The 16744-nt window shown below is 70.1% G+C and carries 13 protein-coding genes and 1 tRNA gene; 11 read left to right on the top strand and 3 right to left on the bottom strand.

Features of this window, described 5'->3' with window-relative positions:
* Positions 1-176 precede the first annotated feature (176 nt).
* From ACZ7M3_RS06225 to ACZ7M3_RS06210, 4 genes are all read left to right on the top strand, one after another.
* Positions 177-773, top strand: a complete 597-nt coding sequence (locus ACZ7M3_RS06225) for a M48 metallopeptidase family protein (protein WP_075028823.1) — start codon at positions 177-179, stop codon at positions 771-773.
* 137 nt (positions 774-910) lie between these two features.
* Positions 911-2596: a TerD family protein gene (locus ACZ7M3_RS06220; RefSeq protein ID WP_472061215.1), complete on the top strand. Its 1686-nt coding sequence runs from the start codon at positions 911-913 to the stop codon at positions 2594-2596.
* Positions 2597-2607: 11 nt separating this feature from the next.
* The gene (locus ACZ7M3_RS06215) at positions 2608-3288 is read left to right on the top strand and encodes an AIM24 family protein (protein ID WP_054228171.1); all 681 of its coding nucleotides are present in this window, start codon (positions 2608-2610) and stop codon (positions 3286-3288) included.
* Between the two features lie 16 nt (positions 3289-3304).
* Positions 3305-4060: an AIM24 family protein gene (locus tag ACZ7M3_RS06210; protein WP_351307036.1), complete on the top strand. Its 756-nt coding sequence runs from the start codon at positions 3305-3307 to the stop codon at positions 4058-4060.
* 129 nt (positions 4061-4189) lie between these two features.
* Here the strand turns inward: ACZ7M3_RS06210 and ACZ7M3_RS06205 are convergent, their stop codons facing one another.
* The gene (locus ACZ7M3_RS06205; protein WP_472061213.1) at positions 4190-4717 is read right to left on the bottom strand and encodes an NUDIX hydrolase; all 528 of its coding nucleotides are present in this window, start codon (positions 4715-4717) and stop codon (positions 4190-4192) included.
* Positions 4714-6144, bottom strand: a complete 1431-nt coding sequence (locus tag ACZ7M3_RS06200) for a zinc-dependent metalloprotease (protein WP_450428003.1) — start codon at positions 6142-6144, stop codon at positions 4714-4716. Before ACZ7M3_RS06200 ends, ACZ7M3_RS06205 begins: the two co-directional genes overlap by 4 nt.
* Before the next feature lie 191 nt (positions 6145-6335).
* On the opposite strand from ACZ7M3_RS06200, the gene ACZ7M3_RS06195 reads away from it, so the two are divergent.
* From ACZ7M3_RS06195 to ACZ7M3_RS06180, 4 genes are all read left to right on the top strand, one after another.
* Complete coding sequence (locus tag ACZ7M3_RS06195; protein WP_261685571.1) at positions 6336-7451, top strand: SDR family oxidoreductase; 1116 nt, start codon at positions 6336-6338, stop codon at positions 7449-7451.
* Between the two features lie 649 nt (positions 7452-8100).
* A complete protein-coding gene (locus ACZ7M3_RS06190; protein WP_351307029.1) occupies positions 8101-8562 on the top strand; it encodes a molybdenum cofactor biosynthesis protein MoaE in 462 nt (153 codons plus the stop codon).
* A gap of 150 nt (positions 8563-8712) precedes the next feature.
* A complete protein-coding gene (locus tag ACZ7M3_RS06185; RefSeq protein WP_472062223.1) occupies positions 8713-8919 on the top strand; it encodes a hypothetical protein in 207 nt (68 codons plus the stop codon).
* A gap of 84 nt (positions 8920-9003) precedes the next feature.
* Positions 9004-10101 (top strand): YlbL family protein, encoded by a 1098-nt coding sequence (locus ACZ7M3_RS06180; RefSeq protein ID WP_261685570.1) that lies wholly within the window; start codon positions 9004-9006, stop codon positions 10099-10101.
* Between the two features lie 92 nt (positions 10102-10193).
* Here the strand turns inward: ACZ7M3_RS06180 and ACZ7M3_RS06175 are convergent, their stop codons facing one another.
* Entirely contained in the window at positions 10194-10736 is a 543-nt protein-coding gene (locus tag ACZ7M3_RS06175; protein WP_472061211.1) for a PPA1309 family protein, read from the bottom strand.
* A 163-nt stretch (positions 10737-10899) separates the two neighbouring features.
* Here ACZ7M3_RS06175 and ACZ7M3_RS06170 point away from each other — a divergent pair, with 163 nt between their 5' ends.
* The 3 genes from ACZ7M3_RS06170 (at position 10900) to ACZ7M3_RS06160 (ending at position 16203) form a co-directional block, all read left to right on the top strand.
* Positions 10900-13896: a UPF0182 family membrane protein gene (locus tag ACZ7M3_RS06170; protein ID WP_472062161.1), complete on the top strand. Its 2997-nt coding sequence runs from the start codon at positions 10900-10902 to the stop codon at positions 13894-13896.
* Positions 13897-14040: 144 nt separating this feature from the next.
* A tRNA-Met gene (locus tag ACZ7M3_RS06165) sits at positions 14041-14114 on the top strand.
* Between the two features lie 265 nt (positions 14115-14379).
* The gene (locus ACZ7M3_RS06160; protein WP_472061209.1) at positions 14380-16203 is read left to right on the top strand and encodes a tetratricopeptide repeat protein; all 1824 of its coding nucleotides are present in this window, start codon (positions 14380-14382) and stop codon (positions 16201-16203) included.
* Positions 16204-16744 lie beyond the last annotated feature (541 nt).

The raw sequence follows: 16744 nt of genomic DNA, 5'->3' as shown, positions 1-16744 counted from the left end.
GGGTCCGTCCCGGGCCCGCCGATCGAATGCCAGCATGCCCCGCCCGGCCGAACCGTGCCGAAAGTTGTCCACAGGCGGTGGTGTTCGTCGTATAAATCAAGCGCACGGGGTGCGGATCGGCATCGAACCGTCCAGGGGACGGGACTTCCCCCATGTGCAGCGGGTAACGTCGGGGCGTGCCCGCCGACCCACTGCACCGCGCCGGAAAGCCACAGCGCAGCACGACGAGTCCGCCACCAAGCGGCTCGGGGGCGAGCGCGATCGAGGTTCGCAGGAGCGCGCGCCGGCGCAGAACGGTCTCCGCGTACCGCGAGGGCGATCGCACCGTCGTGCTCATCCCCGCCCGTATGTCCGAGGCGGAGGAGCAGCGCTGGGTCACCGTCATGCTCGACAAGCTGGCCGCCCAGGAGAGCAAACGGGTGCTCGGCGACGCCGAGCTGACCGAGCGCGCCGCGCGGCTGTCGGAGCAGTACTTCGACGGCCGGGCCCGCCCCGCCTCGGTCCGCTGGGTCACCAATCAGAACACGCGCTGGGGGTCCTGCACCCCGGCCGAGGGCAGTATCCGTCTTTCGCATCGTCTGCAGGGCATGCCCGAGTATGTCGTCGACTACGTCCTCGTCCACGAACTCGCGCACCTTCTGGTGCCCGGTCACGGCCCCCGCTTCTGGCGGCTGCTGGAGGCGTATCCGCGTACGGAGCGTGCCCGCGGCTATCTCGAAGGGGTGGTCGCGGCCGAACGGCTGCCGCATCTGCCCGTGGCGAGCGACGAGTAGCGGATGCGGGCGGCGGCGGACCGTTCCAGCCCGGGGGTGATTGTGTACCGGGTCTGTACCGGCGGCGCTCACTGTCAGAGTTTCCCGTTAGCCTGACGCGACGCAATCGCACTCGGGATGGGGGACGGTCGTTACGCATGGCCAGGGAATTCCAACGCGGCCACAAGGCCAGGATCAGTGACCTCACCGCGGGCACGGATCTGTACGTAGGTGTGCAGATCACCGGTCCCGGACTGACCTTCGACATCAGCTGCTTCGGTCTGGACGCCGACGAAAGGCTTTCGGACGACCGGTACTTCGTCTTCTTCAACCAGCCGAAGACCCCCGAAGAATCCATCCAGCTCCTCGGCGCCCAGTCGGGTGACACGGAGTCCTTCCGCGTCACGCTCGACCGGATCCCGGCGCAGATCCAGAAGCTGTCGTTCACGGCGACGATCGACGGCGCCGGACAGATGTCGCAGATCGCCCCCGGATACCTCCGTGTTGTCGCGGGCGGCGAGGAGGTGGCCCGGTACTCGTTCAGTGGCGCGGAGTTCTCCACCGAGCGTGCCGTGATGCTGGGCGACTTCTACCTGAAGGACGTCTGGCGGTTCGCCGCCGTGGGGCAGGGCTTCGACGGCGGCCTCGATGCGCTGCTCAAGAACTTCGGTGGTGAGGTCGCCGACGAGCAGCCCGCCGCGCAGGAACCGCAGGCCACTGCCGCGCCGTCCTTCGCTCCGCCCGCCCAGGCCACCGCACCCCCCGCGTTCGGCGCCCCGGCTCCGGCTCCCGCCCCGGCGCCCGCCGCGCAGGGGTTCGCGCCGCCGCCCGCCCCGACGCACACCGTGCCCTCGGTGCACGCCGCGCCGACCATCATCGCCCCGCTGCACACCCCGCCGGGCGGCACCGTGCCGCCGCCGGGCCCCGCTCCGTACATCCAGCCGCCCGGTCCGCCCGGTCCGCCGCCGGGCTACGGACAGCAGCCTCCCGGTCAGACGGCTCCCATGCCGCCCGGTTACGGCCAGCAGGCACCGCCCGCGCCCCCCGGCTATGGGCCGCAGGCCCCGACGGCGCCTCCGGGCTACGGCCAGCAGCCGCCGTACGGCCAGGTTCCGGGCCAGGCTCCGGGTCAGCCCGGCGCGCCGTCCCCGTACGGCGTTCCCCAGGGCGCCCCGCAGGGCGGTGCCGGTGTGGCCGCCGCGCTGGGGGCCTACAAGGAGACGCCCACCGGTCAGCGGTGGACCCAGCAGAACAAGAAGCTCATCCGCGTCGACCTCGGTATCGGCGGCCAGCCCGTGCTGGCCCGCCAGGGCAGCATGGTGCTCTACCAGGGCAAGGTCGACTTCAGCTACAAGGGCGCCGGCTTCGCCGGACGGATCGTGGGCAACGCGACCGGCCAGGAGATGCAGCTCATGCGCTGTACCGGCCAGGGGCAGGTGTTCCTCGCCGAGAACGCCACCCACGTGCATCCCATCGAACTCCAGGGCGACGCGATCTGTGTCTCCGCGGAGAGCGTGCTCGCCTTCGACGAGTCCCTCCAGTACGAGGTTCGGCGTATCGAGGGGCACGGCATCCCCGGAGGCGCGCTGTTCACCATGCAGTTCCAGGGGACCGGAACGATCGTCGTGAAGACGCACGGCGCTCCCGTGGTGCTGCCCGTGACGCCGACGACCTTCGCCGACTGCAACGCCGTCGTCGCCTGGTCCGCGGCCTCCCAGGTGATCGTCTCCAGCCAGGTGCGGATGCGCCGCAACGCCTACCCCGGCGACACCGGGGAGAGCGTGAACCTCCAGTTCCGCGGCGCGCCCGGCAATTTCATCGTCGTCCAGCCGTACGAGGTCTGAGGGAGCCCGTCATGAACCAGCCACTCGCGGGCTTCGCCCCGGCACCTGTCACCGCCCGCATGGAGAACCACGGCAACCACATGCTCAAGGTCGCCATGCAGACCGGAAACGACCTCTTCGCGCGCGTGGGATCGATGGTCGCCTACGAAGGGTTCGTCCAGTACGAGCCCAACCCGCCCGCCGTACGCCAGATCGCGCGGGACTGGATGACCGGCGAGGGCGCGCCCCTCATGAAGTGCACCGGCGACGGCCTGCTCTACCTGGCCGACTACGGGGCGAACGTCGTCGTCATCAACCTCAACGGGGACGCGATCTCCGTCAACGCCACCAACCTGCTCGCCTTCGACGCCCATCTCCAGTGGGGCGTCGAGCGGGTGAAGGGGCTCGCCAAGTTCGCCGGACAGGGCCTGTGGAACACCAAGATCTCCGGCCAGGGCTGGGTCGCGCTGACCTCGCGCGGCAAGCCGATCGTGGTCGACTGCGGCGGTGGTGAGGACGAGACGTACGTCGACCCGGACGCGCTCGTCGCCTGGTCCCCGAACCTCAAGGTGAAGGGCAAGCGCAGCTTCAAGGCGCAGTCGCTGATCGGACGCGGCAGCGGCGAGGCGTACCAGATGGCGTTCTCCGGACAGGGCATCGTCGTCGTCCAGCCCAGCGAGGACAGCACCGACCGCCTCCGGATCCGGGGCTGAGGGGGAGCACCACATCATGCAGAGCCCGCTTTTCGGCTACAACGAGCAGCAGACCCAGGAGCGCTACAGCCTCCAGAACTCGCAGATGCTGCGAGTCGTCATGGAGGGGCACGACGACATCCTGGCGCGCAAGGGCACCATGGTCGCGTACCAGGGGCTCGTGGAGTTCGACGCCGAGTACCAGAACAACAGCCAGCACCGCGCACGCGCGTACACCGGTGAAGGCCTCGACCTCATGCGGTGCCACGGGCAGGGGACGGTCTATCTCGCCAATCTCGCCCAGCACGTGCACGTGGTCGACGTGGAGCAGGACGGGCTGACCGTCGACAGCAGCTATGTCCTGGCGATGGACTCCTCGCTGCACCACGAGGTCATCGCCGTGGATAGCCAGTACGGCATCTCCGGCTCCGGCAAGTACCAGCTCAACATCACCGGCCGTGGCAAGGTCGCCCTGATGACCTCGGGCATGCCGCTGATGATGCAGGTCACGCCGGACAAGTACGTCAACTGCGACGCCGACGCGATCGTCGCCTGGTCCACCGGCCTGCGTGTCCAGATGCAGGCCCAGACGCACTCCTCCGGGGTGTGGCGGCGGCGGGGCAGCACCGGTGAGGGCTGGGAGCTCAGCTTCCTGGGCCAGGGCTTCGCGCTCGTCCAGCCCAGTGAGCTGCTGCCGCCGCAGAACGCGGTGATCGGCCAGGGGCTGCGCGCCCAGTACGGCATGGGGCAGCAGGGGGCTCGGGCGCAGAACCAGGGCAACGTCTGGAGCTGACCGGCCGATGGTCGCTCGATCGGCCGTACCCAAGGTCGGCTGATTCGACCGGCGGTCAGTCGACCAGGTGACGGTCCGGGAGACGAACGTAAGGGGCGACCGCCATGGCGGTCGCCCCTTACACGTGCCTCAGGCCGCGAGCCGTGCGCGGGTTGCTTCCAGGAGCCGCACGACCGAGGCGTCCGCCACGTCCGCGACCTCCTCGTAGGGGAACCAGCGCAGGTCCAGGGACTCGTCGCTGATCGCCGCCACGGCCTCGGGCGGGGCGAGCGCGGCGTACTGGACGTCCAGGTGCCAATTGCACGGCGCCGGGATGGCGTGCCGGTCCAGGGTCACGGGGCCGCCCGGCAGCAGGATCAGATCCTCGATGCCCGACTCCTCGGTCGCCTCGCGCAGCGCGGCCGCCGCCAGCGTTGGATCGCCCGGCTCGCAGTGGCCGCCCATCTGCAGCCACATCTGCAGCTTCCGGTGCAGCGTCAGCAGGACGCGGCCGCCGACCGGGTCGATGACCAGGGCGCTGGCCGTGACGTGCCCCGCCGTGCAGGCCTTCCACATGCCGTCGGGATGCTCGGACAGATGGTCCAGATAGACCTGGCGCAGCTCTTCCTGGTCCTCGTACTGCTTCAGTACGAGGACGGCGTCGTCGTGAAGGGTCACTCGGTGCCGTCACCCTTGTCGTCGTCCGCGGGAGCGTCGTCCTTCTTCAGGTTCGTCCTCTCGGCGGAGCCGCTCGCCGCCTCGCCGAGCATCTTGTCGAGCTCGGAGAAGTCCAGCTGCTCGCGGTGCACGAAGCCGTCCGGGTCGTCGAGGTCGGATGCGGTCGGCAGCATGTCCGGGTGGGCCCACAGACCGTCGCGGCCGTCGACACCGCGCGCGTCGGTGAGCGAGGCCCACAGGCGCGAGGCGTCCCGCAGCCGGCGCGGGCGCAGCTCCAGGCCGATCAGTGTGGCGAACGTCTGCTCGGCGGGACCGCCCGTGGCGCGGCGCCGGCGCAGCGTCTCACGCAGCGCGTCCGCGGAGGAAAGACGCGGCTTCGCGGCCGCGTGCACGACCGCGTCCACCCAGCCCTCCACGAGCGCGAGCGCCGTCTCCAGACGGGCCAGCGCGGCCTTCTGCTCCGGCGTGTCCTCCGGCTGGAACATGCCCTGCTGGAGGGCGTCCTGCAGCTGCTCGGGGTTCTGCGGGTCGAGCTGGCCGACCACGTCCTCCAGCTTGGCCGTGTCGACCTTGATCCCGCGCGCGTAGCCCTCGACCGCGCCGAACAGGTGCGAGCGCAGCCACGGCACGTGCGAGAAGAGACGCTGGTGGGCGGCCTCGCGCAGGGCGAGGTAGAGCCGCACCTCCTCCAGGGGGACGCCCAGGTCCTTGCCGAACGACGCGATGTTCAGCGGCAGCAGCGCGGCCTTGCCGGCCGGGCCGAGCGGCAGGCCGATGTCGGTGGAGCCGACGACCTCGCCCGCGAGCACGCCGACGGCCTGCCCGATCTGCGTACCGAACATGGCGCCGCCCATGGAGCGCATCATGCCGATGAGCGGGCCCGCCATGGCCTGCATCTCCTCCGGCAGGACATCGCCCATGGCCGCGCCGACGCGCTCGGCGACCGGGTCGACGAGCTCCTTCCACACCGGCAGGGTCGCCTCGACCCACTCCGCGCGGCTCCAGGCCACGGCAGAGGCGGCGCCGGACGGGAGGGACGTCGCGTCGTCCAGCCACAGGTCGGCCAGGCGTACGGCATCCTGAACCGCGGTGCGCTCGGCGGGACCGACGCTCGCGTCCTTGGTGCCGTCAGAAGTGCCCTGGGAGACCGTCTGGCGGGCGATCTGCTTGGCCATGTCCCAATTCACCGGACCGCCCTCGTACGAGAGCATCTGGCCCAGCTGCTGGAACGCGGCCCCCAGATCGTTGGGGTTCATGGAACCGAACATCGCTGCGAGCGGATTGTCGGCGCCGGGGCCGCCGGCTCCGGGCGGCCCGAAACCGAACGGTCCCTGTCCACCGCCGCTCTGCTGGTCCTTCTTCTTGCCCTCGTCGCCGTTCTCCGGCTCCTCCGGCGGAAGGCCGAATCCGAATGGGGTGTCACTCACGGGATTCCTCGGCTGGTAAGGCCGCCGGTTCGTTCCGACGGCGACTGCCCGACAACACCACCCAGCGTAGACACCCGAGCCCGATCGGGCCTCGGTGCTTCGCCGACTCTTGGCCTGCGGCAGGATGGATGCCACCTGGTACGGCCGCGTCACGCGCGTCCGTTACTGAAGACAACCGCTGGAGACGCCCGGTGAGTTCCCCAGATCCACAGGTTCGCGCAGCGCGAAACCACTCAACCAGCCCGCCCTTGCGCGGGCCCGTCGTCGCGGTCACCGGCGCCGCGTCCGGCGTGGGCGCGATGCTGACCGAGCGGCTTGCCGCCAGCGAGGAGATCAAGCAGGTCATCGCCATCGACGAGCGTCGCGGCGAGTGCGAGGGCGCCCAGTGGCAGATCCTCGACGTGCGGGACCCGGCGATCGCCGAGAAGCTGCGTGGCGCGGACGTCGTGGTGCATCTCGCGCTCGACCTCGACCTGGAGACGGACGCGGCGGCGCGCACGGCGTACAACGTCCGGGGGACGCAGACCGTGCTGACGGCTGCCGCCGCTGTCGGGGTGCACCGGGTCGTGCTGTGCACCTCCGCGATGGTCTACGGGGCGCTGCCCGACAACGAACTGCCCCTCTCCGAAGACGCCGAACTGCGGGCGACCGCCGAGGCCACGGGGGTCGGGGACCTGCTGGAGATCGAGCGGCTCGCCCGGCGGGCGCCGCGCGCGCATCCGGGGCTCAACGTCACCGTCGTACGGCCGGGAGTCCTGGTCGGTGGTGGCACCGACACCGCGCTGACCAGGTACTTCGAGTCTCCTCGACTCCTTGTGGTGGCGGGGTCACGGCCTGCCTGGCAGTTCTGCCACGTCGAGGATCTGTGCAGTGCTCTGGAGTACGCCGTCCTGGAGAAGGTGGAGGGGGAGCTGGCCGTCGGGTGCGACGGGTGGCTGGAGCAGGAGGAGGTCGAGGAGCTCAGCGGGATTCGGCGGATGGAGTTGCCGTCCGCCGTCGCACTGGGGGCTGCCGCGCGACTTCACCGGATTGGGCTCACTCCTTCGCCCGCCGGGGATCTGGCGTACACGATGTATCCCTGGGTGGTGAGTGGGAGCCGGATGCATGACGCCGGGTGGCGGCCGCAGTGGACCAACGAGGAGGTTCTCGCGGAGCTGCTGGAGGAGGTCGCCGGGCGGCACACCGTGGCTGGGCGGCGGCTGGGGCGGAAGGACGCGACGGCGGCGGGGGCTGCGGGGGCGACGGTTGCTCTTCTGGGTACGGCCGCGTTGGTTCGGCGGGCTCGGAAGGCTCGGCGACGGATCTGAGTCTTGGGGGGTGGGGTGGTCGGGTGCGGGTGCGTCGTGGCTGGGGCCCGGTGTTCCGCCCCCGCCGCCCCTACCCGTCCCATCCCCGGAGGCTCCGCCCCCGGACCCCTGGCGGGGCTGCACCCCTGCACCCCTGACGGGGCTGCACCCCTGCACCCCTGACGGGGCTGCACCCCTGCACCCCTGACGGGGCTGCGCCCCTGCACCCCCGGTGAGGGTGCGCCCCTGGACCCCGATGGGGCTCTGCCCCTGGACTCCGGTGGGGCTGCGCCTCTGGACCCCTTTCGGGGCTTCGCCCCTGCAGCCCGGTGGGGGTGCGCCTCTGGACTCCGGTGGCGCTCCGTCCCCGGACTCCTGGCGGGGCTCTGCCCCCGGACCCCGGAGGGGCTGCGCCCCTGAACCCCAGGTGGGGCTTCGGCCCCGGACCCCGGTCGGGCTGTGTGCCTGCGTCTCGGCGGGTTCGTGTGCCCGCTGTCCTCGGGGCTTCGGCCCGACCCCGGTGGCGGACTGAACGGGCTCGTTGTCGAATGGTGGCCGGGGTGGGTGGGTACGGGCTTGTTACCCCTGTAGGAGGCTCCAAAAGGTCACACGTGTGTGCGGGGTGAACGGCGTATTTCGTGGGTGTCGTGGGGTGCGGCACGATGGGGACATGGCACCTACCTTTGATCATCCGGGTGAGTCGGGCGCGCAGGATCCGATTCGGCTGTTGGCGATTCGGGACGAGCCGCTCTCCTTGGACGAGGTCTTCCGGGCCGTCGGGGACGACGCCGCCGGAGGGACCGCGCTCTTCGTGGGGACCGTGCGCAATCACGACGGGGGTGCCGACGTCGACGGGCTGGGGTATTCGTGCCATCCCAGCGCGGAGGCCGAGATGCGGCGGATCGCCGAGAAAGTGGTCGCCGAGTATCCGGTGCGGGCGCTGGCCGCCGTGCACCGGGTCGGTGACCTGGCCGTCGGTGATCTCGCGGTGATCGTCGCCGTGTCGTGCCCGCACCGCGGTGAGGCCTTCGAAGCGTGTCGCAAGCTGATCGACGACCTCAAGCACGAGGTGCCCATCTGGAAGCACCAGAAGTTCTCCGACGGCACGGAGGAGTGGGTCGGAGCCTGTTGAGGGAGTCGGCCGGACGTGTGAGTCCGGCCTCACCGAGCTCTCACCTTTGCTCCGGTTGCGTAACCGACCCCCTGGTATGAGCGTTAGCAAGGCGGATGGTTAATCTGCTGATCAGTCAGTTGCGGTCGCTCGTGGGGTTGGGAGGTCGGCATGGCGTCGCTCGCCTGGTTGCTGATTCCGCTTTTGGCTGCGATCGGTGCCGGACTGTGGGGCAGTTGGGCCGGCCGGAACCGCAAGACGGTGGGGGACGGCATCGAGCTCGAGGGGTACGCGCGCTTCCGCGCGGCCATGGAGCGCTCCGAGGCCGTCATGGTGCGGCCCGGTGCCGGGGAGAAGCCGCGCTCCGACGTGGTCTGAGGCCGGGGCCCCGCAGGGGCCGCCCGGGCCCCGTACGGACGGCCCCGACAGTGCGCTGACAGCACCGTCCCGTACTGTCGTGGCATGCCACGCCGCACCGCGACGATGCTCGCCTCCACCCTGATCCTGATCGCGCTCCTGTGCGCGGGAGTGTTCATCAAAGTGCCGTACTCGGAGATGTCACCGGGACCGACGGTGAACACACTGGGCGAGCACGACGGCGAGCCGGTGCTGCAGATCTCCGGGCGCAAGACGTACCCGGCCACCGGGCACCTGAACATGACCACTGTCCGGGTCACCAGCGCCGACTACAACATGAACCTCCCAGAGGCCGTGTACGGGTGGCTCGCGCATGACAACAAGGTCGTGCCGCACGACACGCTCTACCCGGACGGCAAGACCGAGCAGCAGTCGACGCAGGAGAACGCCGAGGAGTTCAGCCAGTCCCAGGAGAGCGCCAAGGTGGCCGCTCTGAAGGAGCTGGGCATCCCGGTGAAGTCCTGGGTGATCGTGTCGACCGTCGTCAAGGGCTCCCCGGCCGAGGGTCGGCTGCACGCCGGTGACGTGATCAAGAGCGTCGACGGTACGGCCGTCAAGGCACCCGAGGACGTCGCCAAGCTGGTCACCAAGCACAAGCCCGGCGAGAAGGTCGTCTTCACGGTGGTGCCCGCCAAGGAGCAGGCCGCCGCCGAGAAGGCGGGCAAGACGGCCACCGCGACCACGGACGTGACCATCACCACGGCGAAGTCCAGCGACAGCGGCGCGTCGCGCGCCATCGTCGGCATCTCGGCCGGGACCGATCACACGTTCCCGTTCAGCATCGACATCAAGCTCGCCGACGTCGGCGGTCCGAGCGCCGGGCTGATGTTCGCGCTGGGCATCGTGGACAAGCTGACCCCGGGCGACCTCACCGGCGGCAAGTTCGTGGCCGGCACCGGCACCATCGACGACAGCGGAACCGTCGGTCCGATCGGCGGCATCGAGCTGAAGACGATCGGAGCGCGCGAGAAGGGCGCCCAGTACTTCCTGACGCCCAAGGACAACTGCGCGGCCGCCGCCAAGGACACCCCCAAGGGGCTCACCCTGGTCAAGGTCAACACCATCGACGACGCGATGAACGCCCTGAAGGACATCAGCTCCGGCAAGACCGCCGACCTGCCGAAGTGCACCACCAAGGGCTGAGGGACCGACCGGCGGCGGTACGCATGGGCCGTACGGCGCGATGGGGGCGCCCCGGACTTCCGGGGGCGCCCCCATCCGCGTACACCTGGACGTCAGTCCGCGAACGTCGCCGACAGCGCCTCCGCCAGGCCCGGTACCAGGCCCGCGCCCGTGAGGACCTCGGTCGGCGCGTCCTTCTCGCGCAGACGCAGTGCCGAGTCGCGGGTGCCGTCGCGCAGGACGCCGACCGTCATACGGACCTCCTGGCGGTCCGGGTGCTCGGCGACCCACTTCGCGAGCTTCTTGTCGCTCAGGCCCTCCGGGACGGAGGCCTCCGCGGACGGCGGCAGCATCAGCCGCTCCACGGTGAGCGCGCAGCCGACCACGGCGTCGGGCCAGGCGATGGTGCCGAGGAAGTCGTCCAGCGGCTTGTCGGCAGGGATCTCGTCCTGCTCGATGGGGGTGAGACCGGTGGTATCGGGCTCGTCCTGCAGGCCGAGCTGGGCCGCGAGGCCGGGCTCCTGGGCCCGCAGTCGCGCGGTGTCTACGAGGGCGAAAAGGCGAGCGGGCTGGTCCCAGCCGAGGCCGGAGGCGTACTCGTCGATCTCGAGTACGGCCCGGGTGAGCGGGCTCGCTGCCATGGGAGTGTTGGACATGGTCACAATCCTGCCTCGTTCGTACCCGGATCCGGGAACCGAGTAAAGCGTGAGTAAGTTGCATAGATGAGGCTCCACGATCACGGAGCCTGACGGATGGTCCGCTTCAAGGGGACCTGACGGATCAACAGCGAACTTCGAGGTGCGCACCTTGGCTTTCCAGATGCCGGACCGCGGCGGAGGCCCGACGGGGCCACGGATCAGAGTGGGCCGACCGTCCCGGCGGGTCCGGACCCTGCTCATGACACTGGGCGTGCTGGCCGTGCTGGCCATGGCGTTCGTCATGTTCGCGGGGTTCTGGACGGACTGGCTCTGGTACCGGTCGGTTCACTACTCGTCCGTCTTCACGACCACCCTGTGGACCAAGATCGGGCTCTTCTTCGTGTTCGGCCTGATCATGGCGGCCTCGGTCGGCGTGAACATCTGGCTGGCACACCGGCTGCGACCGCCGCTGAGCGCGATGTCGATGGAGCAGCAGAGCCTCGACCGGTACCGGATGGGGATCGCGCCCTACAAGAGGTGGCTGCTGCTCGGCATCACCTCCCTGGTGGGGCTGATCGCCGGCGCGTCGGCGTCGGGCCAGTGGCGCACGTGGCTGATGTGGGTGAACGGGGTCCCCTTCCACCAGAAGGACCCCCAGTTCCACCTCGACGTCTCCTTCTACGCCTTCGACTTGCCCTGGTACCGGTTCCTGCTCGGCTTCGGCTTCGCCGCCGCCGTGCTCTCGCTGATCGCCGCCGCGCTCACGCACTACCTCTACGGAGGGCTCAGGATCACCTCCCCGGGCGCGCGCGCCACGGCCGCGGCGACCGGACACCTGTCGGTGCTGCTGGGCATCTTCGTCGCCCTGAAGGCGGTCGCCTACTGGCTCGACCGCTACGGACTCGCCGTGAAGTCCAGCGACTTCAAGGCGACCGGCAACTGGACGGGTCTCAGGTACGTCGACGCCAACGCGTATCTGCCCGCCAAGACGATCCTGTTCTGCATCGCCGTCATCTGCGCGCTGCTGTTCTTCGCCACCCTGTGGCGGCGCACCTGGCAGCTGCCCGTCATCGGCTTCGGCCTGATGGTGCTCTCGGCGATCCTCATCGGCGGTCTCTACCCGGCGATCGTGCAGAAGTTCCAGGTCCAGCCGAACGAGCAGGCCAAGGAAGCGCCGTACGTCGAGAAGAACCTGAAGGCGACCCGCGAGGCCTACGGCATCGACGGCACCCAGGTCTCGGAGTACGCGGGCAAGAGCGACACCAAGGACAAGACCAAGCAGCGCGCCGACGCCGACACCACGGCGAGCATCCGTCTGCTGGACCCGAACATCGTCTCGCCGACGTTCCAGCAGTTGCAGCAGATGAAGAACTACTACGCGTTCCCGACCAACCTGGACGTCGACCGGTACAGCAAGGACGGCACGAACGTCGGGGATCAAGACACGGTCATCGGACTGCGCGAGCTGAACCTGAACGGCATTCCGAAGAACAACTGGATCAACGACCACTTCCGCTACACGCACGGATACGGCGTGGTGGCCGCCAAGGGCACCACGGCGACCTCCGGTGGCCGGCCCGTCTTCACCGAGTCCGACCTGCCGTCCAAGGGCGACCTGGGGACGTACGAGCAGCGGGTCTACTACGGCGAGAAGACCACGCAGTACTCGATCGTCGGCGGTCCCCAGAAGGAGATCGACTACTCCGACGACAGCGGTGAGAAGACCACCAGCTACCAGGCCAAGAGCGGGGTCAGCCTCTCCAGCCCGATCAACCGTGCCGCGTACGCCGTGGCGTTCGGCGAGCCGCAGATCCTCTACTCGGGCGCGATCGGCGAGGGTTCCCGGATCCTCTACAACCGCACCCCCAAGAACCGCGTCGAGGCGGTGGCCCCCTGGCTGACCATCGACGGCGACGCCTACCCGGCCGTGGTCGACGGCAAGATCCAGTGGATCGTCGACGCCTACACCACGACCAACGGCTACCCGTACGCCTCCCGCACCACCCTCGGTGACACGACGGCGGACTCACTCACCGCGACCAACAACCAGCGCGCGGTGGTGGCCCAGCAGAACCAGGTCAACTACATCCGCAACTCGGTGAAGGCGACCGTCGACGCGTACACCGGCGAGGTCAAGCTCTACCAGTGGGACACCAAGGACCCGGTCCTCAAGACCTGGATGAAGGCGTTCCCGAACACGGTGGAGCCGAAGACGGCCATCTCGCAGTCGCTCATGGACCATCTGCGGTACCCGCAGGACCTGTTCAAGGTCCAGCGCGAGCTGCTCACCCGCTACCACGTGAAGGACGCGCAGACGTTCCTCAGCGGCAGCGAGGTGTGGCAGGTCCCCGACGAGCCGACCAACAAGTCGGGCGACGCGGTGCCGCCGTACTACCTGAGCATGAAGATGCCCGACCAGCAGGCGCAGACGTTCTCGCTGACGACGACGTTCACTCCGAACGGCCGGGACAACCTGAGCGCCTTCATGTCGGTCGACTCCGAGGCGGGCACCAGTGACTACGGCAAGATCAGAATCCTGAAACTGCCGACGAGTGAACCCGTCGACGGGCCCAAACAGGTCCAGAGCCAGTTCAACTCCCAACAGGACATCGCCGAGTCGATCAGACTTCTGAAGGGTGGGGACTCGGAAGTCGAGTACGGCAATCTGCTGACGGTTCCGCTCGACGGAGGACTGCTCTACGTGGAGCCCGTCTACGTACGCGGTGGCGACCTCAAGTACCCGTTGTTGCGCAAGGTGTTGGTGACCTACGGAGGCAACACCGCTTTCGAGGACACACTCGACCAGGCGCTCAACAAGATCTTCGGGACGGACAGTACGACCAGTCCACCGGCCGACACGGGGACCACCCCACCGCCGACGTCGAGCAACCCGACGGTCCAACAGGCGCTCACCGACGCCCAGAAGGCCTTCGACCAGGGCCAGGACGCCCTCAAGAAGGGCGACTGGACGGCGTACGGGCAGGCGCAGAAGGATCTTCAGGACGCGCTGAAGCGGGCCGAGGACGCTCAGGCCAAGGCCGACAAGAGCGCCACTGGTGGCAGCGGCGGCAGCAAGAGCGACGACAAGGGCAGCAGCCCGAGCGGTAGTCCGAGCCCGAGTGGCAGCAGCAGTCCGAGCCCCAGCGGCAGCAGTAGTCCCAGCGGCGGTACGACCTAGGGCGGCCGTACGGGCCAGGGCGCCGGCCGGTCCGTCGGGCCGGTCGGCGGCTGGTCCGGTTCTTGAATCAGCCGCTGCTCAAAGGCCCCCTCCGCTGCTGGTCAGAGGCCCCCTCCGCGCCGTGGTACGGTTGCAACACAACGGCGCGGGGTGGAGCAGCTCGGTAGCTCGCTGGGCTCATAACCCAGAGGTCGCAGGTTCAAATCCTGTCCCCGCTACTGAAAAGCGAAGGCCCGGATCCTCACAGGATCCGGGCCTTCGCTGTGTGCGCACACGTGTACTGCACCCGTATGACGACCTGAGCAGGACGCGTGCGCGGGGTGCGCGCGGCGACCATGGGCGACGCGCCGAAGGCTGCGCCATCCGTGGGGAGTTGGGAGAACTGTGTTTGACTTGTCTCTCTGTGGGCATGTCGACAAAACGCTGAAGTGACCTCACTGACTGCGGTATACCAGGTGTACCCAGGTTGCAGGTGGTGCGACGATGGACGTTATGGGGGACAAGGCAACTCTGTTGGATACAGGGCGTTTTGCGCAGCCTTCAGACCGGGACGAAACCGGCGAGGCTGCCGAGGAAGCACGTCAGCGGCTCGCCGCCGAGGCCGGCGACGTCGAGGCGATGAGTGTCCTCGGAGCGATGCTGCTGCGCCGTGGCGATCTCGACGGAGCCGAGCCTCAGTTGCGCGCGGCCACCGCCGCCGGTGACCGCGCCGCCGCCAACAACCTTGGTGTTCTCCTGCACCAGCGTGGGTACGCCGACGAGGCCGCCGGGTGGTGGCGGATCGCCGCCGTCGCCGGGTCCGCGGCCGCCGCGCACGCGCTCGGGCGCTATCACCGGGAGCGGGGAGACGAGCCTGCCGCCGAGTACTGGCTGCGCCAGTCCGCCGAGCAGGGGCATGCCCTCGGGGCGTACGCGCTCGCCGATCTGCTGGAACACCGCAGTGACGTCGGCGCGGAGCAGTGGATGCGGGCGGCCGCCGAGCGGGGGCACCGTGAGGCGGCCTACCGGCTCGCTCGCACGCTCGACCGCAAGGCCGCGGACGCGGGCGAGGGCAGGGGCGACAACGGTGTCATCGGGGTCATAGGAGCCGCCGGTGAAGAGGCCGAGCAGTGGTACCGGCAGGCCGCCGCGCGGGGGCACCGGCGGGCCGCGCTGCACCTCGGGGCGATCCTGGAGAAGCGGGGACACCTCAAGGAGGCGGGGCGCTGGTATCTGACGTCCGCCAAGGACGGAGAGGCGCGGGCCGCCTGCGCGCTCGGGTTCCTGCTGCGGGACGCGGGGGACACGGAGAGCGCGGCCGTGTGGTGGCTGCGGGCCGCGCAGGACGGGGACGGGAACGCCGCGAACGCGCTGGGGGCGCTGCACGCCGAGCGCGGCGAGACGCAGACCGCTGAGCGGTGGTACCGGGCCGCCATGGACGCCGGTGATGTGAACGGCGCGTACAACCTCGGGCTGCTCTGCGCCGAGCAGGGGCGGACCGCGCAGGCCGAGCAGTGGTACCGGCGGGCCGCGTACGCGGGGCACCGTGAGGCCGCGAACGCGCTGGCGATCCTGTTGCTTCAGGTCGGGGACTCGGCCGGGGCCGAGCCGTGGTTCTCCAAGGCCGCGGAGGCCGGGAGTGTGGACGCCGCGTTCAATCTCGGGATCCTGCATGCCGGGCGGGGGAGCGAGGAGGACGAGGAGGCGGCGCTGCGGTGGTACGAGCGGGCGGCTTCCGCCGGGCACACCGAGGCGGCGCTGCAGGTCGCGATCGCGCGACTGCGGGACGGGGACGAGTTGGAGGCGGAGCGGCATCTGAGGTGTGCGGCGGGGGGCGGTAGCGCGGAGGCCGCGTACCGGCTGGCCGCCGTGCTCGACGCTCGGCGGCCGCCGGCGCCCGCGCATGAGCTCGGGGAGCCGGCGCAGGAGAAGAGTGAGTGCGAGGAGTGGTACGAGCGGGCTGCCTCCCTCGGGCATCGGCGGGCGCAGGTGCGGGTCGGGATGCTCGCCGCGGCTCGGGGTGATGTGGTGGAGGCGGCTCGGTGGTACCGGTCGGCCGCGGAGGCCGGGTCTCGGAACGGGGCCTTCAATCTCGGGCTGCTGTTGGCTCGGGAGGGGAGTGAGCCGGAGGCGGCGTTGTGGTGGACCCGGGCGGCGGATGCGGGGCATGGGCGGGCGGCGCTTCGGCTTGCGCTCGTGTATGCGCGGCGGGGGGAGTTGGCGGAGGGGCAGCGGTGGGCTGATCGGGCGGTTGCGCTGGGGCCCGCGGAGGTGGCTGAGCGGGCGGCTCGGTTGCGGGATGCGTTGCGGCAGGAGTTGTCTGCGTGAGTTTGTGGCGGTGGATGGGGGCTGGTCTCGGCTTGTTCTCGCCCCCGCCGCCCCTACCCGACCCATCCCCGGGGCTCCGCCCCGAACCCCACCAGGGGCTCCGCCCCGAACCCCACCAGGGGCTCCGCCCCTGCACCCCGGCGGGCCCTGCCTGCGGACCTTCGCGGGGCTGCGCCCCTGCACCCCACCGGGCTGGCCTTGGCCTTCTGCGGGCTGCGCCCCTGGACCCTGCCGCGCCCTGCTCCTGGACCTTCGCGGGGCTGCGCCCCTGCACCCCACCGGGCTGGCCTTGGCCTTCTGCGGGCTGCGCCCCTGGACCCTGCCGCGCCCTGCCCCTGGACCTTCGCGGGGCTGCGCCCCTGCACCCCACCGGGCTGGCCTTGGCCTTCTGCGGGCTGCGCCCCTGGACCCCGCCGGGCCGTGCCCCTGGACCTGCGCGGGGTTGCCCTCTGCGTCGCGCCGGGCTGTGCCTCTGGACCCCCGGGGGCTCCGCCCCTGCAACCCCGTCAGGGACTGCGCTTCCGTACCCCGTGGGTTTCCC

The organism is Streptomyces sp. NPDC111656 (assembly GCF_055656965.1).
The sequence above is the reverse complement of the archived record's forward strand: the minus strand, read 5'-3'. Positions and strand labels throughout refer to the sequence as shown.